The following is a 24134-nucleotide window of genomic DNA, read 5'->3' on the forward strand; positions in this document are numbered from 1 at the left end:
TGATAATAGCATAATAAAGACCAAGGTTAAGCCCCTTGTATTTCATCAATTCGCCCCAACTTCAAAATCATCTACGCATAAAATTCGAGAACGAAAATGACAATTGCAGAAAATAACCCACTCATTGGTTTAGAAGGGCTTCCGCCGTTTTCTAAAATTAAACCAGCACACGTAGTGCCAGCATTAAAAGCAGCGATTGCTGAGTGTCGTACCAAAATAGATGAGGTACTGGCAAGCAAATCATACACATGGAATGATTTGGTGCTTCCGCTTGAAGAAGCTGATGACAAGTTATCACGCTTATTTTCACCGGTATCACATATGAATTCTGTCGTTAATAACGACGAGCTACGTGAAGCCTATGAGCAATGTTTGCCGTTGTTATCTGAGTATTCAACCTTTGTTGGTCAGCATCAAGGTTTGTACGATGCTTACAACGCGCTTCACAACAGTGATGAATTTAAAACACTAACGACTGCCCAGCAAAAAACCATTACTAATGCACTGCGCGATTTTGAGCTATCTGGTATTGCCTTAAAGCCTGAACAACAAAAGCGTTATGGCGAAATCAGTGCGCGCTTATCTGAGCTGGCCTCTAAGTTTGGTAACAATGTAATGGATGCAACTCTTGCTTGGCAAAAGCATATTACAGATGAAAGCGAACTGGCTGGTTTACCAGAGTCTGCGTTAGCACTAGGTGCTGATACAGCTAAAAGCAAAGAGCTAGAAGGCTGGGTATTCACGCTAGATTTTCCATCTTACTTACCAATCATGACTTATGCTGATAACCGCGAGTTACGTGAAGAGTTTTACACTGCGTTTGTGACGCGTGCCTCTGATCAAGGCCCTAACGCTGGTGAATTTGATAACTCAGCTATTATGAGCGAAGAGCTTGCCCTGCGTCATGAACTTGCCGAGTTACTTGGTTTTAACAGCTACGCTGATATGTCATTGGCGACTAAAATGGCAGAAACGCCAGAGCAAGTTTTCTCATTCTTAGAAGATTTAGCTGCTAAGTCTAAGCCACAAGCAGAGCAAGAGCTTGCTGAGCTAACAGCTTACGCAAAAGATAAGCACGGTGTGACTGAACTGGCTGCGTGGGACTACGCTTACTACGGCGAAAAGCTCAAGCAAGAGAAGTACGCGATTTCTGATGAAGTGCTGCGCCCATATTTTCCAGCCAATAAAGTTCTAAGTGGCTTATTCACTACAGTTAATCGTTTATTTGGTATTAGTGTTAAAGAAGTGACAGAGTTTGATACTTACCACCCTGATGTACGTTTCTTCGAAATTTACGATAACAGCAACACGTTACGTGGTCGCTTTTATCTAGATTTATATGCCCGCGATCGCAAGCGTGGCGGTGCTTGGATGGATGACTGCATGGGTCGAAAAGTACGTGCAAACGGCGAATTACAAACCCCAGTTGCGTACTTAGTGTGTAACTTTAATAAAGCAGTGGGTGATAAGCCGGCTTTGTTTACGCATAACGAAGTGACTACGTTATTCCATGAGTTTGGTCATGGTATTCACCATATGTTGACACAAGTTGATGCTGCGCCAGTTGCTGGTATTAACGGTGTTGCATGGGACGCGGTTGAGTTACCAAGTCAGTTCCTTGAAAACTGGTGTTACGAAGAAGAAGCGCTGAGCTTTATTTCGGGTCATTACGAAACAGATGAGCCATTACCAAAAGAGTTACTAGATAAACTTCTTGCGGCGAAGAACTTCCAATCAGGTATGCAAATGCTGCGTCAGCTTGAGTTCTCGTTGTTTGATTTTACTATTCACCATACTTACAAAGCAGGTGAGCCATGTCATATTCAAGCAACACTTGATGAGGTTCGCAGTAAAACGGCTGTTGTTAAAGCGCCAGCGTTTAATCGTTTCCAGCATGGCTTTAGCCATATTTTTGCAGGCGGTTATAGCGCAGGTTATTACTCTTATAAATGGGCTGAAGTACTCTCGGCCGATGCGTTTTCTAAATTTGAAGAAGAAGGCATTTTTAACCCAGCAACGGGCGAAGCTTTCTTAAAGAACATTTTAGAAAAAGGGGGGAGCGAAGAGCCTATGGAGCTATTTAAAAAGTTCCGCGGACGCGAACCACAAGTTGATGCACTACTAAGACATAGTGGTATTGCAGCATAATACACATTACTTAAACTAAAGCGCCGTAAGGCGCTTTTTTATTAATAATTCTTAGCAAATTCAATCTTGCGTACTATTCTTTTTAAAAACAGTTGCAGGAATTAAGTATGTCAAAACTTGTATTAGCCATTGATGATGATAAGTATGTCCATCATGTGATTGAAGAATCACTATCGGGCTTTTGCACGTTGATCCATGCTAAAAATGGTGAAGAAGGATTAAGACAGGCGATAAAGTACAGCCCAGACATTATTTTACTTGATGTTGAAATGCCTGCTAAATCAGGGTACGAGGTGTGTAACGAATTAAAAGCTAACCCGCAAACTAAAGATATTCCTGTGATGTTTTTATCGGGTAAAGCGGACTTACCAGACCGTGTAAAAGGCTATAACGCAGGTGCAGCTGATTACATTGTAAAACCATTCAATGCTGAAGAGCTGATGGCACGAATTCGTGTGTTATATCAGTACCGCCAGCATTCAAAAAAATTAACCAGTGACGTTGAACGAGCGCAAATAACCGCCGAAATAGCGATGACAGATTCAGGTGATATGGGACGCATCATGCGCTACGTTGGGCAGACTTATCATGCGCATGATATCAAAGCGTTATCTGAGCATATGTTTGAGTTTTTTAACCCGATGGAGCTTGATGTCGTGCTGGCGTTTTGGTATCACGATGTCGGCGTGTTTTGCTGTGCCGAAGGTGGAGTATGTCCTTTAGAGCAGGAGTTACTTGAAAAACATCGCGATGCGAATCGCTTTGTTGATTTTAGCCACCGCACCATTATTAATTACCCTAAAGTGTCAATGTTAGTCAAAAACATGCCACTAGATGATGCCCAACTTTATGGTCGTTATAAAGATTTATTCCCGCACATCCTCGAAGTCACAAACGCAAAAGTTCAAGATATGGAAATTAATGAGCGGGCACTGACTCAGGCACAGCAAATTGGGAATGCCTTTAATGAACTATCTCAACAAATGTATCAAAATAGTGACTCACGCGAACGAGCGGTTGAAAAACTAGCTGCGCAATTGGATGAGTTAAATAAGTCAGTCGCACAAAGCAATTTGTCGAGTAGTGATGAAGTAACTTTTCATCTACAGCAATTAGAGCAGACTAAGTTATTATTTTCTTCGCTCAATGATGATTTAGCGTTTATAAAATATCAGTTAAAACACATTATTGAAGCGCGTAGTGATCTTCTCGCCAGTTTGCAAAAAATGGCAGAGCCTAGTCACACTGAAGATGTCACTTCACAAACGGATATCGAGCTATTTTAAGCCATGCTATACTGACGCCGATTAATATAGCTCGGAGTTTTGTGTGGTAATTCATTGTCCTTTTAAAGAAATGCGCCCTTATTTAGATGCAATAGAGTTGCGTTTTGGTTTAGCTAAGTGGGCTGAGCAGAATGCGGGCTTTTCGCTTCATTATGACGACCAAGGTCTTAGCCTGAAAAAAAAGGACGAACCTAAGCTAGGTGCAATCCACGTTGATTTTGTAACGGGTGCTGCTGCTCACCGCCGTAAGTTTGGTGGAGGTAAAGGGCAAGCTATAGCAAAGGCTGTAGGGTTAAATAAAGGTGCCACACCAGTGGTGCTTGATGCCACCGCAGGACTTGGTCGTGATGGCTTTGTACTGGCATCACTAGGCTGTAAAGTGATTTTACATGAGCGCCATCCAGTAGTTGCCGCGCTATTATTTGATGGCCTAGAACGTGCCTATAACGATGCAGAAATTGGCCCTTGGATGAAAGAAAACATGAGCTTAGTGTTTGGCTCTAGTCATACGTTATTGGCGCAGTGTAGTGATACTCCTGATGTTGTGTACTTAGATCCTATGTTTCCTCATCGTGAAAAATCAGCCCTCGTTAAAAAAGAAATGCGAGTATTCCAAGAGCTTGTGGGCTCAGATAGCGATGCCGATGATCTATTAGAGTTTGCTTATCCGCTTGCTAGTAAGCGAGTGGTTGTGAAGCGCCCTGATTACGCGCCATTTTTAAATGACAAAACCCCGAGTATGCAAATCAAAACCAAAAAGAACCGCTTTGATGTATATGTAAAAGCGGCAATGGTTTAAATCTAATGTTTTTGGGTGTGTCTGGTTTTTTCGTGTAGTTGTTTATGGTGGTATTTCATCATATTGTCATAAAAGGTTAATATTCTACGCGCGCAACGTTACTTGGGAATATCGTTTATGCGCGTGTCATCATTTACTCGGCTATTGGCCGTTTTACTTACTCTCGCTAGTATTTTATTAGCAGCCACTCTGTTTTGGGCAAGTCAAACCTTATTCGGTTTAGAGCAACAAGATAACGCTTATAACAAGCTAAAAAACACCATCATTATTGATTTAAAAAGCTACCTTGATGATTATTTAGAGCAAGGTGACAGCCAACACTTAAATAAAGCTTCTACGCTGATAAGTGATGTTAAAAAGCAGCATTTAGCTAAGTTGCCTAGTGATCTTGCAAGTCAGCTTAATAGCCAGCTAACAGCACTCGATAAAGACATCAATGGTAAGTACCGCGCTTTAGGTAAGCTGTCTGGTAACGAAATGGCGCTGCTTGATAACTCGTTAAGACAAATGGCAGGTTCAGCTTCATCATTAATTGGCTATGCACGTAAAGCCGAGCCGCAAACAGCGCTTGCACTTGAGTATTACCAACTAGCTGCTGACTACTACAGCGAAGTCACTTCACTTGCTTTGTACACTTATAAGTTAGTGATCAACTTTGATCAAGACACTAAAAACAGCCTCAATCAAAGTGTTGAAAACCTAAATGCGCTTGGGGCTAAAATCGATAAACTCGAAAATTTAGGTGTAATGAGCGAAGTGGATGAAGACGCTTTATTTTTTGGCGAAGAAGCAGAAGATTTGGCCGGTGACATAAAAGCTGAGTTAAGTAGCTGGCCCAAACGCTTCCCACGTGATTTAGCATCCACTCTTGAGCAAGCAGAGCAGCGTCAAACCGGCATGCAAGCATTGCGCGAGCAAATAGGCGCCTTGTCTTCAACGGTGCTCGGTGCAGAGCAAAAGCTAAAAGATGAACAGAGCGACCTTAAGCAGCAAGTGTTTATCGTGTTTTGTGTAGCCATTGGCATGCTGGTGGTTTTAGCAGCGGGTGTGTATTTCGTACAGCGTAACCAAGTGCTTAACCCGCTGCGTCAATTGCGTGATGGCTTTGCTTTCTTAATTGAGAGTAATGAGCTTAAAAACATTGAGAGTAAAAATCCGAAAACTGAAGTCGGTGAAATTGCCCATTACTTTAATCAATTGATTGAGCGCCAGCGTGGTGAAGCAGAAGAACGAGCACAAATGCTTAAGGTTATTAATGACTTTATGCTAGAGATGAGCGAGCACTTACATACGATTGCCCAGCAAACTGATGCTAGCCACTCTCAAGTTGAACAAAACCAAAGTTTACTTACTGATATTCAAGACATTGGTGAACAGGTTAATAACATCAATGGTCAAGTTGCTGATAACGCCAAACAAACCTTTGGTGCGATGGAGCAGAGCCTAGGCTTTGCAGATAGCATGTTAACCGCAAGCTCTCGTACTGAAGAACGCGTTGAGCAAGGCCTAGATAGCTTAAAAGAGCTATTAAAAGGCGTTGATGATGTGGGTCAAGTTATTGAGGTGATTAAAAATATTGCTGAGCAAACAAACTTATTAGCACTGAATGCAGCGATTGAATCGGCGCGTGCAGGTGAGCATGGCCGAGGCTTTGCGGTGGTCGCTGACGAAGTACGAAAACTTGCCAGACAAACGCAGGGGTCACTTGATGATATTAACAATCAGTTAAACCGCTTAAGTGAAAACTCCACCATGGTATCGGAGCAAATTAGCGCACTGGCTAATGATGCCGAGCTACAAACACAAAATGCCCAAGAACTTAAACGTAACTCCGAAGGCGTAGCTGGCAACGCGCAAGATGCAAATAAGGTCGCATTTGATGCTATGGAGCTGGCTAAACAGCAAAACGCCTTACTAGAAAACTTCAGTCAATCAATGCAAAGCATGAAAGGGCAGGTAAGCGAATCAAACTCTCTGGTTAGTGATATTCAGCATCGCCTACAAGAGCAAATGCATACCATTAAAGCCAGCTTAGGTTTATAACCCTCCAAAGGGCGAGCAATGGTTAACGTTGTTTGTCCTTAAAATCATGCTGTATTCAATTTTTTAGGTATATACTCTGTACTCTTATTTTCTTTGAAGGAATTACGATGATCGAACAAGGCCAAACTATACCTACAGCAACCCTTAGTGAATTAACTAGCGAAGGCATGCAAACCTTAACAACAGAGGCATTATTTGCAGATAAAAAAATCGTGTTGTTTGCCGTGCCGGGTGCATTTACACCAACATGCTCTAATGCTCACTTACCTGAGTTTATTACCCTGGCCGATAAAATTACTGCTAGAGGCGTTGATGCAATCTACTGTGTATCGGTGAACGATGCATTTGTAATGAAAGCATGGGGTGAAGCTCATAACGCTGAGCATATTCGTATGTTAGCAGATGGTGATGCAAGTTTTACCAAAGCACTTGGTTTAGATAAAGACACAGCTGGTTTTGGTGGTATACGTTCTAAACGTTATGCAATGATCGTTGAAAACCAAACTGTAACAGGGCTGTTTGTTGAACAAGACAAAGAGTTTGTAGTAAGCCGCGCTGAAGCTGTGCTAGAAAAGCTTTAATAGCAATTCATAAATACAAAAAAGCCGGACGTAAGTCCGGCTGAAAGTCCCTGGGGGTGACTTAGGAGATCAACTATTAAGGTTGATATTGCGCATCCAGTGTAACACCCGAGAAAGTACGGTAAGCATTTAAGCTTAAGTGCCAAGTACCTGCTTGTGGATTACTGAACGTACAAGTTTCTGCGTTACCGTTTTTGTAAGGGCGACAGTCATAGCTTGATGATGTTGGTTGGCTACCAAACTTAACGAATAAGTCTGAATCGCCAGTACCGCCTGATGTCGTTACTGTAAAGCTTGCCATACCGGCAGGAACATCAATAGTGTAATGCTTCCATTGGCCTGCACTTGCAGAGATATCTGTTACTGTGCCACCACCTGCTTGTGGTGAACCTGAGCCTGAACCACCGCCAGAAGTTGTTAAATCACCTACTAGGCTAACACCTGAGTATGCAGAGTAACCATTCAGCATTACATGGTAAGTACCTGCTGTTGGGTTATCGATAGAACATACTTCGTTGTTACCGCCTTTATACGGGCGACAATCATAGGTTGATGTTGTTGGTGCGCTACCTGCACGAACGTAAAGGTCAGCATCGCCTGAACCGCCACTCATTGTGAAGGTTACGTTAGTCGCACCTGTTGGAACTTCCATTGTGTAGAAAGTTTGGCTGCTAGCAGAGCCACTTAAACCAGTTAGTGCTTGACCATCTTCTAATACGTTACCCGTTGGTGGTGGCGGTGTTGTACCTGAGGCTGCTGCAACCGCGGCTGCCGCATCAACAATACCTGTACCACAGCTAGTACATGTTGCTGGGAAAGAACGAGTTGTCGATTTTAAGATACTTTCGATTTCATCAGGTGTTGCTGATGGCTTAGCTTGTTTGATTAATGCTGCGACACCCGCAACATGTGGAGCTGCCATCGATGTACCTTGTGAGTAGTGGTATGAATCACTGCTAGGGCTTGAAGAGCCTGAGTTGTGAGTAGATAACACACCTTCAGAGTCATTCGCAAAGCTTTGTGCGCCACCCGGTGCTGCAACGTCAATGTTGCTACCGTAGTTTGAGTAGTATGCACGACCACCGTTACGACCAACAGATGCAACGTTTACAACACCATTACAGTTACCAGGGTTGTAGTTTGCAGAGTTATCGTTGTCGTTACCTGCAGCGATTACAATTACAGAACCGTTGTTACGCGCTTGATTGATTGCATTTTGCGTTGTTGAGCTACATGAACCGCTACCACCTAAACTCATGTTAATAACATCAGCAGGGTTAGCATTTGCTGGTACGCCAGAAACTGAACCACCCGATGCCCAGATGATGCCGTCAGCGATATCAGAAGTTAAACCACCACATTTACCAAGTACACGCACTGGCACTACTTTTGAATTGTAAGCAACACCGGCAACACCTTCACCGTTATTAGTGACTGCTGCAACAGTACCCGCAACGTGTGTACCGTGCCAGCTTGAGCTTTGTGCACTGTGTGTGTAACCACATTCGTTAGCGCTGATTGCATCACCCGGATCGCGTGCATCGCTATCACGACCACCGCCGTCGTTCGCTACAGACACGTTAGAGATCATGTCATAGCCTTGAAGAATGTTAGCATTTAAATCAATATGAGGGCGGTAACCAGTATCAAGTACCGCTACAACGACACCGCTACCCGTTGCTGTATCCCAAGCAGTAGGAAGGTTAAGACCGCCCGCTTGCTCGTAGTAGTGCCATTGGTCGTCATAACGAGGGTCGTTAGGCGTCGCAAACGGCTTTAACATTTGGTCGATTTCGATGTATTCAACGTTACCAGAAGCGACCATTTCTTGCATAAATTCTTGGGTTTCTTCAGCTGATAGTTTTTTATCAGCACGCATTACGTGGTGATTACTCATCGCCATTGCACGAACGTATTGTGCTTTTACTTTACCTTTTTTGCTGCTGAAGTTTTTAATAAAGCCTTTTGCTTTTTTGTTCATCATAGTCGGCGTTTGTTCTGCTGCCGACATGGTCATCATTTCATCACTATTGTTTTTATACTTGATGATAAATTGAGTACCGAAGCCTTCTTGGCCTTGTAATTTAGCTGCAGTTTCCTGCATAGATGGTGACATAAGTTGATCTGGAGTAGCCATAGCTGCTGTTGTTCCAAACAACGCAGTCAAGCTCAGTGCAATTGCGCATTTCTTCAAGTTGTTGTTAGTTGTCATAATGATCCCTAGATTGTTATGTAAATCTCCACGATGTTTTTCGTGAAGGGGGACAAAGGTAAAATATATGTTAATTTAGTTAAAATATCGTTTTATTATGGTTGTCTCTATTTTGGTTATAACTAAATGTATAGACGTCTAAATCAGTCTTTTTATGGTGTTTTTTGATTGTTTTCTCATAATAAAGTTATAACTTTATGGTTTTGAGTTTTTGCTTTATTTCGTTTTTTGGATTTATCTTTTTTGTAAAAACATCTCTGAGTTAACACTGCGACGACAATAACTTGTTATAATCAGCTAAATTTTTTTAGTGAGTATGATTAATGACCCAAGTAGATGTAATTGTGATTGGCGCCGGCGCCGCAGGTTTGATGTGCGCTGCACAAGCAGGCTACCGTGGTCGCAATGTTACTGTGCTTGATATGGGCAAGAAGCCGGGCCGTAAAATATTAATCAGCGGCGGCGGGCGTTGTAACTTCACCAATGAAAACGCAAGCCCAGACAACTACTTATGTGGCAATCCTCACTTTGTAAAATCGTGTTTAAGCCGTTATACCCAACATGACTTTATAGAGCTGGTGGACCGTCACGGCTTGGCGTATCACCATAAAACGCTGGGTCAGCTATTTTGTGATAACAGCGCACAAGATATCGTTGACATTCTTTTAACTGAGTGTGAGTGGGCAGGTGTTAACATAGCGCTGCGTAACGAAGTACTCAGCGTGACAAAAACCGATGCGGGTTATGAAGTTATTACCGAGCAAGATAGCTATCAATGCGAGTCGTTAGTTGTCGCATCGGGCGGATTAACCATGCCTAAGCTCGGTGCATCACCAATTGGTTATAAAATTGCTGAGCAATTTGGTTTAACAGTGCTACCAACCATGGCGGCATTAGTGCCATTTACGTTACACCAGCATGATAAAGATCGCTTTGATGGGTTATCGGGGATCAGCATTCCTTGTCTGGTTACCAGTAAAGATGGCACCCAGTTTAAAGAAAACATCTTGTTTACTCATCGTGGCCTTTCGGGCCCAGCTATTTTACAAATCAGCTCTTTTTGGCGTGCAGGGCAAACTGTGTACATCAACTTGTTACCCGAGCTCGATTTAAAGCAGCAGCTTGAGCTTTGGCGTCAAAGCCAAGGGCAAAAGTCACTAAAAAATACCCTTGCGACCATTTTACCAAAACGCTTTGTTGAAATGCTGCACGACACGAAAGCGATCCCTGATTGCAATGTAAACCAGCTAAGCCATGCGCAAATCGACGCATTACATGACTACATTTACAATTGGCAAATTAAACCAAACGGCACAGAGGGTTATAGAACAGCCGAAGTAACGCTTGGCGGTGTAGACACCGACGAGTTAAGCTCAAAAACTTTCGAAGCGAAAAAGTCACCGGGCCTTTATTTCATCGGCGAAGTCACCGACGTCACCGGCTGGCTAGGCGGCTACAACTTCCAATACGCCTGGAGCTGCGGCTTTGCAGCAGGGCAGTATTGTTAATTTAAGTTACTAGCTGCTAGTTGCTAGGTTAGCACTTGCTTGTAGGTCGTGCTTTAGCGCGTTTATTATGACGCCATAAATGGCGACCTACATCTAATGTTACGGTGGCTTCATGCTATTGAGTAATGAGCTGAACTCGAGTGCCTGTAAATCTCAAAGTGCTCTGATAACTCGATTTGAAATAAAAAAGCCGCTAATTTAGCGGCTTTGTTGGTTGCGAAAATATGATACCAATCGACTTAACACGATTGATAAAGGGTTAACGTAGGTCGAAACGATCTAGCGTCATCACTTTAGTCCACGCTGCTACGAAGTCATCAACGAACTTCTGTTTAGCATCGTCAGAGGCATACACTTCAGCAATTGAACGTAGCTCTGAGTTTGAACCGAAGATTAAATCTACTGGTGTTGCTGTCCACTTAAGTTTGCCTGATTGACGGTCACGGCCTTCGTAAACACCTTCTTCAGAAGACTTAGACCACTTCGTTGACATATCTAATAGGTTAACGAAGAAATCGTTACTTAATGTGCCAGGTTTTTTCGTGAATACACCGTGTTTAGTTTGGTCAGTATTCGCGTTAAGGGCACGCATACCACCTAGTAGTGCAGTCATTTCTGGTACAGATAAGCTTAGTAAATCAGCACGTTCAACTAACATTTCAGCCGGTGATTTCCATGCTGAGCTGTAGTAATTACGGAACGCATCTGCTGTTGGCTCAAGTACTTCGAATGATTCAACGTCAGTCATTTCTAATGATGCGTCCATACGGCCTGGCTTGAACGGTACTACGATAGAGAAACCTGCGTCGCTTGCTGCTTTTTCGATTGCAGCCGCACCACCAAGAACAATCATATCTGCAAGTGAAATTTCTTTACCGCCAGATGCTTTTTTGTTGAACTTAGTTTGGATTTTCTCAAGTTTGCTAAGTACTTTAGCCACTTCTTTCGGGTTGTTTACCGGCCAATCTTTTTGCGGAGCAAAACGAATACGTGCACCGTTTGCACCACCACGCATATCTGTGTCGCGGTAGCTTGCTGCTGATGCCCAAGCAACACGCACTAGTTCAGATACAGATAAACCTGAATCTAAGATGCTAGCTTTAAGTGACGCGATATCTTTGCTGTCTACTAGTTTGTGATCAACCGCAGGGATGTAGTCTTGCCAAATTAATACTTCTTCTGGCACTAGGTCACCTAGGTAACGAGCACGTGGGCCCATATCGCGGTGGTTTAGTTTGAACCATGCTTTAGCAAATGCCAGTTCGAACTCTTTCGGGTCGTTTAAGAAACGCTCTGAGATCTTACGGAATTCAGGATCTGCTTTTAACGCGATATCAGTTGTGAACATGATAGGCGCATGACGCTTACCTTTAATGTGTGCATCTGGCACTAGGTTAGACGCTTGACCATTTTCAGGGATCCATTGAGTCGCACCTGCAGGGCTCTTAGTTTTAACCCATTCAAAAGCAAATAAGTTTTGTAGGTAGTTGATTGACCAGCGTGTTGGTGTCACTGTCCATGCACCTTCAAGACCTGAAGTGATGGTGTCTTCTGAGTGACCTTTACCACATTTGTTTTTCCAACCTAAACCTTGCTCTTCGATACCGGCTGCTGCAGGCTCTTTGTCTAAGCAGGTCGCTTTTTTCGCACCGTGTGCTTTACCAAAGCTGTGACCACCGGCGATTAGTGCAACGATTTCTTCATCGTTCATTGCCATGCGGCCGAATGATAAACGGATGTCGTCTGCTGCAAGTAGTGGATCAGGGTTACCGTGAGGGCCTTCTGGGTTTACATAGATTAAGCCCATCTCAACCGCCGCTAATGGGCCTTTAAGTTTGCCTTTTTTGTCACGACGTTCGTCAGTTAACATTTTGCCTTCAGGGCCCCAGTATACGTAATCTGGTTCCCAATCGTCTTCACGACCACCGGCATAACCAAAGGTTTTGAAGCCCATTGATTCAAGCGCAACGTTACCTGTTAACGCCATCAAGTCAGCCCAAGAAATGCTGCGACCGTATTTTTGTTTTATAGGCCAAAGTAAACGACGTGCCTTATCAAGGTTTGCGTTATCAGGCCAGCTATTTAGCGGGTCGAAACGTTGTTGACCACCGCCTGCGCCACCACGACCATCAAACGTACGGTAAGTACCTGATGCGTGCCACGCCATACGGATGAAGAATGGACCATAGTGACCGTAGTCAGCAGGCCACCAATCTTGAGAATCAGTCAATACTTTCTCAATATCAGCTTTCACTGCGTTTAGGTCTAACTTTAAGAATTCTTTTTTGTAATCAAAGTAAGGACCCATAGGATCAGACTCTGCACCATGGGCACGAAGTTGGCTAAGATCTAATTGCTCTGGCCACCAGAATTGGTTTGATTTGATGTCGTTTGTAGCTTGTACGCCTGTTGCCACCAACAGTGATACCGCAACAGCTACTTTAGACAAAGCTGACGTTGATTTCTTAAACATTGTGTTGTCTCCAGTTAGAAGTTGGGTGAAATATAGATTTGTTCTGATTAACTTTCCACTTACAAACTGGGGTTTAAATCGATTGATAAAATCGAAAAAACAGATGGTTTAATTGATTTTATAGAACAAAGCCAGCAAAAATGCTGGCTCTGGGGGAGGTGTGCAGTAAGCTTAAATTCAGCTTATTGCTTATTCTTCAATAAAGGGTACGCCGTTTTTGATCCACTCAGCGGCTGGTTTGCCTTTTAAGTAGTGATCAAAATATTCCATCATGCGTACTGAGAAATCCACTTGGTTAGGGAGTTTCTTCAGGTGATGTGGTTCACCTTCGTATTGTAAGAAGGTGGCATCTTTACCTGCACGACGAAGCGCTAGGTAGTATTGAACACCTTCGTGCCATGGCACAGCATCATCTTTGTCGCCAAACATAATCAGAATTGGGGTATTCACTTTATCAGCGAAGAACACAGGTGAGTTTTCGATGTATAGCTCTGGCGCTTCGAATAACGTTTTACCGATGCGGCTTTGCCCTGTTTCGTATTGGAACTGACGAGCAAGACCTGATTTTAAGCGAATACCACTGTATGCACTGGTCATGTTAGATACTGGCGCACCCGATACAACCGCCTTAAACATATCTGTTTGCGTGATCATAAAGGCACTTTGGTAGCCTGCCCATGAGTGACCTTGTAAACCAATTTTATCTGGATCAGCAATGCCTAAATCAATTAACTTTTGAGTTGCGTTGATCATCGTTTGAGTTGACGACTTACCCGGATGACCAATTTCAAAACGGATATCAGGTAAGAAAATCGCATAACCATTTGAAGTAAACATCGGGAAGTTAGGACGATGATTTAATTCCATTTTCGGGAAGTCATACATGCGTTGGCTCATATAGCGGTAGAAGTACACAACCACTGGCACCTTATCGCCTTTTTTGTAGCCCGCAGGTTTGATCAATACGCCTTGTAAGTCTTCACCATCAAAGCCTTTGTAGCTAATAAGCTCAGGTTTTTGGCCCCATGCAAAGTTGCTAATTTGTGGGTTTAGGTTGGTAACACGCTGTGGCTTTTTGAAGCTAAAATCAGTTTGGTAGTAATCAGGGAATTGCTGATATGTTTGCGCTGTGAATAGGTATTTGTCGGCATTTTTCGCCTTTTTCACCACATCATAGCGCTTTTTACCCGAAAGTACTTTGCTTACTTTATTGCTTGATAAGTCAAGTTTTGCAATTTCAGTTTGCTTATCTTGCAGATTGGTTGCGCTTAGTAATAATGTTCCGTCTTTGGCAAAGCCCACTTGGTCTTTATCAAGTTTAATAACACGATATTGGGTATTGGTTTCTTTACCTTGAGTTAGGCGCGTTGCTTTTTGTGTTGCGACATCAAAAGCCCAAATATCAAATTTACTGTAAACCAGTACTTGGCTGCTGTCGTTTAACCAGCCTGCAAAACCATAACCCGGCTGAGGTGATGGGTAGTCATGTTTATCATCAGCAAAAATAGCGTTAATTGCTTTAGATAAGGTTGAAACCTTGTTGTTACCTAAATCTTTAAGCTGTACTTGGCTGTCTTGGAAAAATGCTGCAAATTGACCATTTGGCGCAAGGCTTGGTCTAAACGGATAGTCGCTGACGATAGCGGTTTGTTTACCGGTTTTAACATCAACACTGAAATAATCTGCGTAAAAACCACCATACATAACACGTTCTAGGTAAGGTCGGTCTGAATAGCCTAATAGCGCTTCACGATGAGTATTAAGCGAAACCTCTGGCATGTTCGGTGTGCTCAACTGCACAACGTGCTGACCATTTACATGATATACCGCTTGGTAATGACGAAGCTTATTCGCTTTGTTCCATTGCTGCTCTTCGCGAGGCTTAATTTCAGCGTCTTTGTTGTGCCAAACGTTAAGGCCCTTTTGGTCGCGAATGGTATCGAAATCATATAAAGATGCTTCATCTTTGTATTCTTTTAGGGCAACTTTTGCAGCGAGTTTAGGGTGGTTTTCAAAGTATAAACGAGCACCATCTTCAGACCATTTTAGCGATGCTGTTTTGCCTATAGTCCAACTGCTATCTGCAGAATTAATAGTTGAAAGCGCCCCGTTTTGTAAAAGCTGTAAGCTGTGATCTCGACGACGAGTATCATCATTCACATAATTGCCAATTAACAGCGCTGCGGTATTGCTGTTTGGCTGCCAAGCAATTTTGTTTGCCACAACACCTGGCTCATCGATCAACACACTAGTTTTAAAGTCATTATTAAGATTAACTAATACAACTTGGTTGTCGGCACCATCACTGTAGCTTTGGCTTGCTAATAACTGCTCACCGGTACTGCTCATCGCATAGCTGAATACGTTGTTGAGAGTGTGCGTGGTTTTGTCTTGAAGGTTAACAAGCGCTAAATCAAAGCTTTTATCTTTTTTGTCTGGCTTGATTTCGCTGCTGTTTTCGTCTTTTTCTTCGCTGTCTTTTTTATCTGCTTTTTTATCGAGTCGGTAAGCAAGCCATACACCATCATCCGATAATGCATAGTCTTTTACATCGTTAAAGGTCTGTTGCTCACCACTTTTAGTATTCACTAAAACAAGGTTGTTCTTTAGCTCATCTTTTTTCTTGGTGGTTTCTTTTTCAAGTAGGGTTGGTACCTGAGTAAAAGCCACCCAGTTTGCTGCTTTATTAATAGTTGGGCGAGTACCGCGCTCAACGCTAGTTAGTAGGGTGTTGTTGTTTAATGTATAAACCTGACCTTGTGCATTACCGCGATAAGGGTCGGCACTAAAGCTAAGAATTTGGCCATCTTCAGAAAGTTGGGTGCCTTTTGCGTATTTAAAATCAAACACGTCTTTAAATTGCAGAGCTTCTTTCGCACTAACCTGTGCACTACCAAGGCTTGTCACCAAGGCTAAGCTCAAAAGTGATAATTGCGCTTTCATTCATCTTTCTCGTTGTTTTTAAATTGACGCACCCAGTGTAGCGTTTTTAATAAACAATTCGAGTAGAAACGATAAATCGCATATTTATCACGTTGGTTACGTGACTCTAATACATGAAGTTAAAAAGATACTTTAATAGCGAAGCCATCCTGCGTGTCAAAACTACACTTACCACCTAAAGCAAGCACTCGCTCTTCAATAAATAAAAGGCCATAGCCACCAGATTCTGCGTTGTTACGCACTTGCTCACCATTATCTTTAATTATGAGATCTATGGCTTGTTTATTTACACTCAACTGAACTAATAATTGTGAGGCGCTGCTGTGTTTAATGCAATTGGTAACAGCTTCTTGGCAGATTCTGTAAATAGCCGTTTGGTGTTCATCAGCCAAGGTACTGTTGATATCTAAGTTCGTTTGATACTCGATATCAGCTTTATTTAATAGGGATTTTAATTTGCCATTTTTTAGAGCGTGTTCAAGGCCTAACTCGTCAAGCTCTCTCGGTCTCAAATGATGCATAATTTGATACACAGAGTCATACATAGCTTTGGCATTTTCTCTAAGGGTAGCAATGATTGAATTATTGCTGTTTTGTTGTGAGAGTGATAATACTGCTAAATCTGTTTTTAGCGCTGTGAGATTTTGCCCTAATTCGTCATGTAATTCTTGAGACAGATATTTGCGCTCGTCTTCTTGGATTGTAACCATCCGTTTTGCAAGTTGTTTGTTTTTAGCAAGTAATTGAGAAAGTTGTTCATTGCTTTGTTGTAATTCAGCGTTTTTTAATTTGAGTTCATTTGTTGCAGTACCAATTAAAAGCCCAGTAATTGAGTTTGCTAAGATAAATAACTGACTTATATAAGTATTCGTTGCATCTTGTTGGATGCCTGCTTGTACAACAATTAGACTATTGCTGAGTAAAGCACTCAAAATAGCACCTGTTGTAGCAAACTTATAAGAAAACCAAAGAATAGGCAGTAAAGAGAACAAGCGTAGCAGAGAATATAGGTCAGGCCTATGTATATAGGCTGCAAGGTAAACTATGGTCAGGGCTAACAGCGCAATTACGAGTAAATAGTTGTTTAGCGTAATTTTATGTTTATAGCTTGCCTTAATACTTAGCAATATTGGCGCAACGAGTAGTGTCCCCGTTAAATCACCTAGGGTCATATTGAGTTGGTATTGTAATAACTGCTTACCAACTAACCATGTAGTGAACTCAAAAGCACTAGCAAACAAAAACCACTTGATAGCGGCTGTTGAAGTAGCCAACAAAACGATTGAGATAACGCCGGTATTAGCATCGATCTTGGGTGGCCAACGACTTTCTTTAAAGCAGTGTACTATTATCATGTAGGTAGCTTCTTGCCAAAAGCCATGTAATAAATCGAAGTGCCAAGCATCGTTATAAAACATGCCGATATAAGCAGCATAAAGCCTTGAGCTAAACCAAAGAATTGGCCAAAACCTAATTGGGAAGATAATAAAAAAAGCGAGCTTAACTCCCGCAGGCAAGAATATGGCGCTACTTTGCGCCACCGTTTCTAAATGATTACTTACCCAAGAAGAAAAGCATAAGGTAACAAAGTAAATAACAGCGACTAGAGCTTGTTTTGTAAACTCAGCAAAAGCTTGGTTTACAGATACATTCACGAAAGGAAAATTATGCCAGTTCATCAAGCGCAATGAGTCCATTATCTATTGCAATTTTGAGTAAATCGAACGAGTTAGATACTTTAAGTTTTTGGTAAATATTAGCCTTATGCACATGAGCAGTTTTAGGCATCATGTCTAACTGTTGCGCCACTTGTTTTGCGTTAAGCCCTTTTGCAAATAGAGGTAAAGCTTCCTTTTCTCTTGGTGTTAGTAAAGCGAGTTTATTAGAAGGGTCTTTATAGTTAAACTTCACATCTTCACTTATATACCTGCCGCCCTTAATTACAGAATTGACAGCGTCGATTAAGGCTTCTGATGCTGAACGTTTAGAGACGTAACCTTGCGCGCCCAAGCTAAGAGCGTTGCTTACATAAGGCTCGTAGTCATACATGGAGGCAACAATTGTTTTAATTTCAGGGTAGTAACTATTTAAGTAGCTTAAAAATGCTAGGCCAGTTTCTCCTTCATGCATTGAAATATCAACTATAAAAATATCAGGTTGTTCAATTTCAACGGCAAGTTTAGCCTCGCTAACCGTGCAGGTTTCAATAATTACCTGCCACTCCTGTTGTAGTTCTAGTAACTTTTTAAAGCTATCCCTTACTAGTTGGTGATCTTCAATAATACCAATACGCATGTTTCCCTCCATCAAATTTGATTATATCTCTAATTCAAATGGTTATGTCTAGGAATAATTCTTAGAATTTTGTGCGAACTACATCTTCTTTGTTGCTTACTCAATGAGTTTCAGAAACTTGTATGAATCGCTGTATTATTGATCTTGGACAAGGTTGCGACATTGACTCTGTATGTTAGGGTGATACATTGAAATTGAACTGAAATTCTAGCCAAAGGAGTTGCCCATGTTAGGTGAGAAACACTCGTTATTGAATGAATTCCCTGAGTTTAATGAACTAATCCACAGCCTTGCAAAACACGATGCTCATTTCAAGAAAACCATGCAGCGTTATGATGATATGGATAAAGAAATTCGTGAGCTTGAATTGCAAAACTCGCCGATTGAAGATGCGGATATGCATGAAAAAAAGCAACAACGCGCCGTGCTTAAAGATGAACTTTATGACTTTTTAAAAGCCAATGCTTAATAATTGAATCGAAGCTAATGCTCCTGCTTACTGCATTCTTACGGTAGGAGCTTTTTCTCTCCTCTATTTTTACTCTCCAATCGTATTTAATCGCAATATCCCTTCACTCAATCAAGGTTATGGTAGTCTTAGCGCGATTTTTTCAGGCAACAATGGAATAGTGCTTTGCACTGACTAGGATTAACATGATTAAAAAAAATATGATTACAACTTCATTAGCACTCATGGGTGTTGTCGCTGTCGGTAGCGCGCACGCTGATGAAGGACAGTGGCAACCGCATCAATTAAAACAATTACAAAGCGAGTTTGACCGCGTTGGTATTGAATTACCGGCTTCCCAAGTGGCAGATCTTAACCAATATCCACTCAATGCAGTGGTTGGTTTAGGCTATTGTTCAGCGTCATTTGTGTCACCAAAAGGCTTAGCGGTAACTAATCATCACTGTGCTTATGGCGCGATTCAAAATAACAGCACACCAGAAAACAACTTAATTGAAAAAGGTTTTTTAGCAGCTGATTTATCAAAAGAGCTACCTGCAGGCCCGCAAGAGCGTTTGTATGTAACTGAACAAGTGGATGATGTTACTGAGCGCGTACTGGGTAACTTACCTGCAGAACTACACGGCAAAGCGCGTTATGAAGCAATTCAAGCAAATCGCAAAGCTTTGATCAGCGAGTGTGAGTCAGATCCTAACTACCGTTGTACCGTGCGTGATTTTCACCATGGCTTAGAGTACTTCATGATCAAACAACTGATGATCAAAGATGTGCGCTTAGTGTATGCTCCGGCAGAAGCGCTAGGTAACTTTGGTGGCGACATTGATAACTTTGAATACCCACGTCACACGGCGGATTTTACCTTTGTACGTGGTTACGTTGGTAAAGATGGTAAGCCTGCAGATTACAGCGAAGATAACGTACCTTATGAGCCAAAGTCGTTCTTAAAAGTGAATGCGAGCGGCGTAAGCTTAGGTGATGGTGTGCTGGTGGCCGGTTACCCGGGTCGAACTAGCCGCTATAAGCTTGCAGACGAAGTAAATTATTCTGCGAGTTGGTATTACCCAACATTGCTAAATACTTATAACATGACCCTAGACGTAATCGCCAAGCAGAGCGAAGGCGATGAGCAAGCACAAGTTAAATATGCTTCTCGTGTAAAAAGCACTAACAACCGTTTAAAGAAACTGGAAGGCTTACAAGATGGCTTTAAAGTAACGGATATTCCGGGTATTAAAGCTGCGCAAGAGCAAGAGTACCTCGCTTGGTTTGCACAAAGTGCTGAACGTAAAGCATACGCAGATTCATATCACGCATTAAAGTCATTATTAGTTGAAGCACATGCACAGCAACAAAGTCACTTTTACTTTGATTATGCAAAACGCGCAGACTTACTAAGCACCGCGATTCGTTTATATCGCTTAGCAAAAGAGAGCGAAAAACCTAATGCAGAGCGCGAAATGGGTTACCAAGAGCGTGACCTTCCAATGCTTAAAGCGCGTTTAGAGCGTTTACAAAAACAGTTTACGCCTGAAGTCGATAAAGCCTTATGGTTAAGCTACTTAGGTAACTATTTAGCGCAAGATAAAGCAGCGCAAGTTGCGGCATTAAACGACGGCTTAGGTATTACAGATACCACAACACAAGCTGAACTTGATGCGATTATTGCTTCTTTTTATGCTAATACAGAGCTTACAGATGTAGAAGCACGTGTTAACTGGATTGGTAAATCTGTTGCAGAGTTTGAAGCATCAAACGACCCATTCATAAAGTTAGCTGTTGCTCTATACGATACCAACATGACACAAGAAGCTGACGAAAAAGAAATGGCGGGTCGTTTAGCAGAAATTCGCCCGCAGTATATGCAAGCCGTGATCGCTTTCAATAATGCTAAAGGTAAGCCAGTTTACCCAGATGCAAATGGCACATTACGCGTAAGCTACGCACAAGTTGATGGTTACCCAGCAGCAGATGCTGTGTATAAAACGCCATTTACATCACTACGTGGTTTAGTGGCTAAACACACAGGTGAAAAACCATTTGTTGTTACCGATAAAGTACTTGAAGCATACAAAAAGCAAGCGTTTGGTGCGTATTATCGTGGTGACTTAGGTCTACCAGGCGTAAGTTGTAGCTTATTCAGCTTTGGTTGTGAGCCACAAGCGGCTAAACCTCTTGAAGTAAACTCAGTACCAGTCAACTTTTTGAGTAGTGCTGATACCACAGGTGGTAACTCAGGTTCGCCAGTCATGAATGGTAAAGGTGAATTAGTGGGTCTTAATTTTGACTCGACTTATGAATCAATCACCAAAGATTGGTACTTTAACGCCAAAATCACCCGTGCTATTCACGTTGATATTCGATACATGCTTTGGTTAATGGAAGAAGTTGATAACGCAGGTTACCTACTCGATGAAATGACCTTAGTTAAATAGCCCTGCTATTTTGAAAATAACCGCAGCAATTGCTGCGGTTTTTTTATGTCTTTAATTTTTGCCAATCTAACGTTTTTAATTTGTTTATTTTCAATACTTTTGTAATGTACAAAGCAGATACTTTTACTTGGGAAAAATAATGAGCGCCAAACAAATAATAAAAGCCATTTCAGTGAGTGTTGTGGCAATAACGGCAAGCTTTAATGCCAGTGCAGCGAATACCGAAGCAATGTGGCCAGGCACGGCTTATAATCAGCAAATACCAACATTTAAACAAGTGCTCGGATACGATGTAGGTGAGCGCATTACCAATTACAACGATATGCGTCGTTATTTAAGCGCCCTTGAACAAGCTGCGCCTGATCGTATTAAAGTGTTTAAGTACGCAAACAGCTGGGAAGGTCGTGAACTGGTTTATGCGGTGGTTGGCACTGCGGAGCATATTCGCTCATTAGAAACCCTCGCCAATAACACCCAAGCCTTGGCTGATCCGCGTATCACCTCTGAAAAAGAAGCTAAGTCACTAATTAAAAATTTACCGACCTCTGTGTGGCTTCAGTATGCCGTGCACGGTAATGAAATTAGCTCAACCGATGCTGCATTATTCACTGCATATCACTTACTAGCAGCCCCGAATGATGCCGTTAACAGCAAAATTTTAAACAACACCGTGGTGTTTATCGACCCATTGCAAAACCCTGATGGCCGTGAGCGCTTTGTTACTCGTTATTATGCGACCGTAGGTCTTGAGCACAGTGCAGATAGGTTAAGTGCAGAGCATAATGAGCCGTGGCCAAGAGGCCGAACAAATCATTATTTGTTTGATATGAACCGCGATTGGTTAGCACTTACTCAACCTGAAAGTAAAGGCCGAGTGGCTGCAATCAATAAATATAAACCGCAAGTAGTGGTTGATATTCATGAAATGGGCGGCGACCAATCTTACTACTTTGCACCGGCTGCTCAGCCATTTAATCCGCATATGACGAAAACTCAAATCGCCAACATGGATGCGATTGGGCAAAATCATGCGAAGTATTTTGATGAATTTGGCTTTGATTACTTTACCCGTGAAATTTTTGATGCCTTTTACCCAGGCTACGGTGATAGCTGGCCAGTATTTTATGGTGCATCAGCATCAACTTACGAAGTAGGCTCTGCGCGTGGCCATGTTTTTGAGAAAAATACCGGCGAACTACTCACCTATTTTAATACTGTAAAGCGTCAGTTTGTGGCCTCAATTTCGACTGCCGAAGGGGCTGCCAATCAACGTGAAAAACTACTAGGTGACTTTTATCAATATCAAGTTGATGCGATTGATTCGGGTAAAGATAGCAAAGAGCGTGTTTATATCTTACCTAAACAAAGTAACCGTGAAGGCGCTCATAGACTCGCAACCTTAATGGCTGAACATGGTGTTGAAGTTAAACAAGCAACTGAAGACTTCAAAGCCTGTGGCGTTAAGTACAAAGCAGGCAGCTATTTTATTGATACTGCACAGCCACGCGGGGTATTTGTACGTACCACCTTTACTGACCAAGTAGATATGGCAGAGGCTTTTGTAAAAGAGCAAGAAAGACGCCGCGCTCGTAACCTAGGTGATGAAATTTACGATGTCACAGGTTGGTCGCTGCCGATGATGTTTAATGTTGATAGCGATAGTTGTGGTCGCGCAGTTAGCGCAGATAGTAAAGCGGTTCAGGCCGACGACACATTGCTTGGTAAAGTGAATAATCCAGAAGCCTCAGTGGCTTATATTGTTGCATGGGGTGATACAGCCGCAGCACGCTTTTTAACAGCAGCACTGCAAGCTGGCATTAAACTGAAAAGTGCTGACCAAGCATTTGTATTAGGTGATAAAACTAACTACCCAGCGGGTAGCTTAGTAATCGAAAAGCGCCTAAACGATAAAGACTTACTGACTAAAATTAGCCAAATTGCCGAGCAAACTGGTGCAATAGTTGATGGTGTTGATTCAAGTTGGGTGATTGAAGGCCCAAGCTTTGGTAGTAACAAAACAGTGCCTATGGTAGCACCAAAAGTGGCGATTGCATGGGATGCAGCCACTCGAGAGCTAAGCGCCGGTAACACTCGTTTTGTTATCGAAAGACAGCTTGGCTACCCGGTGACAGCTATTCGCACACCTATGCTTGCTTGGGCTGATTTAAGTGATTACCAAGTGCTTATTTTACCTGAAGGTAATTATGAGCAAGCACTCGGTAAATCGGGCGCGGCTAATTTAAAAAGCTGGGTTGAAGCAGGCGGCGTGTTGATTGCCCTCGGTAATGCTAACCGTTTTACCACCAACGCTGATTACGGTTTGTTAGATGTTAAACGCGAGCAAGCTTACCGAGAAGATAAAGCCGATAGCAGCGATGATAAAAGCAGTAAAGTGGCAGGGCAGTTATTCACTTCTCGCGATGATTTAAAAGCGGCGAGCATTGAGCCACATACATCGCCAGACTATGTAGCCGGTGTACTTGCTAATGTTGAAGTAGACCAAGAGCACTGGTTAACCGCTGGGGTTGATAAAGACCTTGTTGCGGTAGCTTACGGTAATGATATTTACACGCCTATAACACTGAACTCAGGTAAAAACCTAGCGTGGTTTACAGGTAAAGATGATGTGCTAGCAAGTGGTTATCTGTGGCAGCAAAATAAAGCACAGCTTGCGTATAAGCCATTGCTTGTTCATCAACCGCAAGGCAAAGGCATGGTAATAGGCTTTACACAATCACCAACCTACCGCGCCTACCTTGAGGGCATGAATGTACTTTTAGCTAACACGATTTTCCGCGCTGCAGCACATGCTCAGTAAGCTAAAGGCCTAATTAAAAAGCCCGCTGACGTTGCGGGCTTTTTTGTGGGTAAAGTTTTATAGAGTAAAGCTCTAAAGGGAGTGAACAATGAAATAAAAAAGCCCGCAGGGCAAAGGGCGGGCTTTT

At 42.4% G+C, this 24134-nt stretch carries 14 protein-coding genes; 9 read left to right on the forward strand and 5 right to left on the reverse strand.

From position 1 onward, the window contains the following. The first annotated feature begins 96 nt into the window (after positions 1-96). The 5 genes from prlC to CWC02_RS02055 all read left to right on the forward strand — a co-directional run bounded on the left by prlC (position 97) and on the right by CWC02_RS02055 (position 6857). Positions 97-2148, forward strand: a complete 2052-nt coding sequence (prlC, locus tag CWC02_RS02035; protein WP_138616173.1) for an oligopeptidase A — start codon at positions 97-99, stop codon at positions 2146-2148. A gap of 107 nt (positions 2149-2255) precedes the next feature. Continuing rightward, positions 2256-3434: a response regulator gene (locus CWC02_RS02040; RefSeq protein WP_054552774.1), complete on the forward strand. Its 1179-nt coding sequence runs from the start codon at positions 2256-2258 to the stop codon at positions 3432-3434. 43 nt (positions 3435-3477) lie between these two features. Next, a complete protein-coding gene (locus CWC02_RS02045; RefSeq protein ID WP_138599257.1) occupies positions 3478-4233 on the forward strand; it encodes a class I SAM-dependent methyltransferase in 756 nt (251 codons plus the stop codon). A 117-nt stretch (positions 4234-4350) separates the two neighbouring features. Then, positions 4351-6276 carry a methyl-accepting chemotaxis protein gene (locus tag CWC02_RS02050; protein ID WP_138616175.1) on the forward strand — a complete coding sequence of 642 codons (1926 nt, stop codon included), beginning with the start codon at positions 4351-4353 and terminating at the stop codon, positions 6274-6276. Positions 6277-6383: 107 nt separating this feature from the next. After that, on the forward strand, positions 6384-6857 hold the full coding sequence (locus tag CWC02_RS02055) for a peroxiredoxin (protein ID WP_138616177.1): 474 nt from the start codon (positions 6384-6386) through the stop codon (positions 6855-6857). A 76-nt stretch (positions 6858-6933) separates the two neighbouring features. Here the strand turns inward: CWC02_RS02055 and CWC02_RS02060 are convergent, their stop codons facing one another. Then, the gene (locus tag CWC02_RS02060) at positions 6934-9069 is read right to left on the reverse strand and encodes a S8 family peptidase (protein WP_054552770.1); all 2136 of its coding nucleotides are present in this window, start codon (positions 9067-9069) and stop codon (positions 6934-6936) included. A gap of 323 nt (positions 9070-9392) precedes the next feature. On the opposite strand from CWC02_RS02060, the gene CWC02_RS02065 reads away from it, so the two are divergent. Next, complete coding sequence (locus CWC02_RS02065) at positions 9393-10577, forward strand: BaiN/RdsA family NAD(P)/FAD-dependent oxidoreductase (RefSeq protein ID WP_138616179.1); 1185 nt, start codon at positions 9393-9395, stop codon at positions 10575-10577. 259 nt (positions 10578-10836) lie between these two features. On the opposite strand, the gene katG is transcribed toward CWC02_RS02065, so the two are convergent. The 4 genes from katG to CWC02_RS02085 all read right to left on the reverse strand — a co-directional run bounded on the left by katG (position 10837) and on the right by CWC02_RS02085 (position 18288). Further along, the gene (katG, locus tag CWC02_RS02070; RefSeq protein WP_138616181.1) at positions 10837-13050 is read right to left on the reverse strand and encodes a catalase/peroxidase HPI; all 2214 of its coding nucleotides are present in this window, start codon (positions 13048-13050) and stop codon (positions 10837-10839) included. A gap of 189 nt (positions 13051-13239) precedes the next feature. Then, positions 13240-15993, reverse strand: coding sequence for a S9 family peptidase (locus CWC02_RS02075; protein ID WP_138616183.1), 2754 nt, complete (start codon positions 15991-15993; stop codon positions 13240-13242). Between the two features lie 119 nt (positions 15994-16112). Then, positions 16113-17672 (reverse strand): histidine kinase, encoded by a 1560-nt coding sequence (locus tag CWC02_RS02080; protein WP_138616185.1) that lies wholly within the window; start codon positions 17670-17672, stop codon positions 16113-16115. Next, the gene (locus CWC02_RS02085; RefSeq protein WP_054552760.1) at positions 17659-18288 is read right to left on the reverse strand and encodes a response regulator transcription factor; all 630 of its coding nucleotides are present in this window, start codon (positions 18286-18288) and stop codon (positions 17659-17661) included. The genes CWC02_RS02080 and CWC02_RS02085 overlap by 14 nt, the downstream gene beginning before the upstream one ends. A 226-nt stretch (positions 18289-18514) precedes the next feature. Between CWC02_RS02085 and CWC02_RS02090 the strand changes: the two genes are divergently transcribed. The 3 genes from CWC02_RS02090 to CWC02_RS02100 all read left to right on the forward strand — a co-directional run bounded on the left by CWC02_RS02090 (position 18515) and on the right by CWC02_RS02100 (position 24007). Next, complete coding sequence (locus tag CWC02_RS02090) at positions 18515-18757, forward strand: HP1242/YdcH family protein (protein ID WP_138616187.1); 243 nt, start codon at positions 18515-18517, stop codon at positions 18755-18757. A gap of 185 nt (positions 18758-18942) precedes the next feature. Continuing rightward, positions 18943-21189, forward strand: coding sequence for a S46 family peptidase (locus tag CWC02_RS02095; RefSeq protein WP_249364069.1), 2247 nt, complete (start codon positions 18943-18945; stop codon positions 21187-21189). A 139-nt stretch (positions 21190-21328) separates the two neighbouring features. Next, the gene (locus CWC02_RS02100; protein ID WP_138598819.1) at positions 21329-24007 is read left to right on the forward strand and encodes a M14 family metallopeptidase; all 2679 of its coding nucleotides are present in this window, start codon (positions 21329-21331) and stop codon (positions 24005-24007) included. Positions 24008-24134: the final 127 nt, after the last annotated feature.

Origin of the sequence: Pseudoalteromonas sp. S2721 (assembly GCF_005887425.1) — a bacterium.
GTDB classification, from domain to species: Bacteria; Pseudomonadota; Gammaproteobacteria; order Enterobacterales; family Alteromonadaceae; genus Pseudoalteromonas; species Pseudoalteromonas simplex.

What these genes read in the sequence shown, in the direction of transcription:
- prlC (WP_138616173.1), top strand. Translation starts at nt 97, where the DNA reads ATGACAATTGCAGAAAATAACCCACTCATTGGTTTAGAAGGGCTTCCG.
- CWC02_RS02040 (WP_054552774.1), top strand. Translation starts at nt 2,256, where the DNA reads ATGTCAAAACTTGTATTAGCCATTGATGATGATAAGTATGTCCATCAT.
- CWC02_RS02050 (WP_138616175.1), top strand. Translation starts at nt 4,351, where the DNA reads ATGCGCGTGTCATCATTTACTCGGCTATTGGCCGTTTTACTTACTCTC.
- CWC02_RS02055 (WP_138616177.1), top strand. Translation starts at nt 6,384, where the DNA reads ATGATCGAACAAGGCCAAACTATACCTACAGCAACCCTTAGTGAATTA.
- CWC02_RS02060 (WP_054552770.1), bottom strand. Translation starts at nt 9,069, where the DNA reads ATGACAACTAACAACAACTTGAAGAAATGCGCAATTGCACTGAGCTTG.
- CWC02_RS02065 (WP_138616179.1), top strand. Translation starts at nt 9,393, where the DNA reads ATGACCCAAGTAGATGTAATTGTGATTGGCGCCGGCGCCGCAGGTTTG.
- katG (WP_138616181.1), bottom strand. Translation starts at nt 13,050, where the DNA reads ATGTTTAAGAAATCAACGTCAGCTTTGTCTAAAGTAGCTGTTGCGGTA.
- CWC02_RS02075 (WP_138616183.1), bottom strand. Translation starts at nt 15,993, where the DNA reads ATGAAAGCGCAATTATCACTTTTGAGCTTAGCCTTGGTGACAAGCCTT.
- CWC02_RS02080 (WP_138616185.1), bottom strand. Translation starts at nt 17,672, where the DNA reads ATGAACTGGCATAATTTTCCTTTCGTGAATGTATCTGTAAACCAAGCT.
- CWC02_RS02085 (WP_054552760.1), bottom strand. Translation starts at nt 18,288, where the DNA reads ATGCGTATTGGTATTATTGAAGATCACCAACTAGTAAGGGATAGCTTT.
- CWC02_RS02090 (WP_138616187.1), top strand. Translation starts at nt 18,515, where the DNA reads ATGTTAGGTGAGAAACACTCGTTATTGAATGAATTCCCTGAGTTTAAT.
- CWC02_RS02095 (WP_249364069.1), top strand. Translation starts at nt 18,943, where the DNA reads ATGATTAAAAAAAATATGATTACAACTTCATTAGCACTCATGGGTGTT.
- CWC02_RS02100 (WP_138598819.1), top strand. Translation starts at nt 21,329, where the DNA reads ATGAGCGCCAAACAAATAATAAAAGCCATTTCAGTGAGTGTTGTGGCA.